The organism is Streptobacillus ratti (genome assembly GCF_001891165.1).
Classification (GTDB): domain Bacteria; phylum Fusobacteriota; class Fusobacteriia; order Fusobacteriales; family Leptotrichiaceae; genus Streptobacillus; species Streptobacillus ratti.
Genome location: NZ_LKKW01000078.1, coordinates 1 through 505 on the forward strand (window position 1 = coordinate 1; position 505 = coordinate 505).

A 505-nucleotide genomic window follows, 5' to 3' on the forward strand; every position below is an offset into this window, starting at 1 on the left:
CTTGATAATACAAAAATTTTTCTAATAATTTATCCATAAAGCCCTCTATTTCTTTTTAATCTTTTTTGTTGTTTTTGCTTTAGATTTATTCTTAGTAACATTTTTTTTAGCCGTATCAGTTTTAGGAATTTTCTTTATATTCTCACATTGTGGATATCCACTACATGCTAAAAATTTACCAAATCTTCCAATTTTAATATTAAATTCACTTCCACATTTTTCACATTTTCCAGCAAGCTCAAGTATTTTTTCATTTTCACTATCTAACTTATCAAAGTATTCTTTTAATAAATATACTCCATCTACGGGTTTTAACGTCCCTTTTTTAATTTTAGTTTTTAAATCTTTAGTTAAAGGTTTTCTTAACTTATCATTTTCATAATCTTCACTTTCAAGATATTCTCCAAATCTCCCAATTTTTAATAAATATTGACTTCCATTAGGAGTAACCATATCAGTTTTAAGTCCTTTTTTTATCTCTATTAATTCTTTTACTTTATCTTTT

At 24.4% G+C, this 505-nt stretch carries 1 protein-coding gene; it reads right to left on the bottom strand.

The annotated features are described in order from the left end of the window. Nucleotides 1-45: 45 nt before the first annotated feature. The coding region (locus BT993_RS06830) for a topoisomerase DNA-binding C4 zinc finger domain-containing protein (RefSeq protein ID WP_208600528.1) at nt 46-505 on the bottom strand (460 nt) is incomplete at its 5' end.